The following is a 201-nucleotide window of genomic DNA, read 5'->3' as shown; positions in this document are numbered from 1 at the left end:
TGCATGTGTTAAGCACGCCGCCAGCGTTCGTCCTGAGCCAGGATCAAACTCTCCGTGAATGTTTACCCGTAATCGGGTCAACACACACGAGAGCGGAACAGGAAGCGGAATAGGCTTCCCGTTCACAGCGTCCTCGCTGTGTGTGCCACCCGCACCCCTAGGGTGCCGGTGGGCTTTTCAAAGGAACCTCATCCTCCGGCG

At 58.7% G+C, this 201-nt stretch carries 1 rRNA gene; it reads right to left on the bottom strand.

The window, feature by feature from the left end:
- Positions 1-59, bottom strand: a 16S ribosomal RNA gene (locus tag ADK86_RS19825); the annotation flags it as partial.
- Positions 60-201 lie beyond the last annotated feature (142 nt).

It is taken from the genome of Streptomyces sp. NRRL F-5755, assembly GCF_001279365.1.
GTDB classification, from domain to species: domain Bacteria; phylum Actinomycetota; class Actinomycetes; order Streptomycetales; family Streptomycetaceae; genus Streptomyces; species Streptomyces rimosus.
The sequence above is the reverse complement of the archived record's forward strand: the minus strand, read 5'-3'. Positions and strand labels throughout refer to the sequence as shown.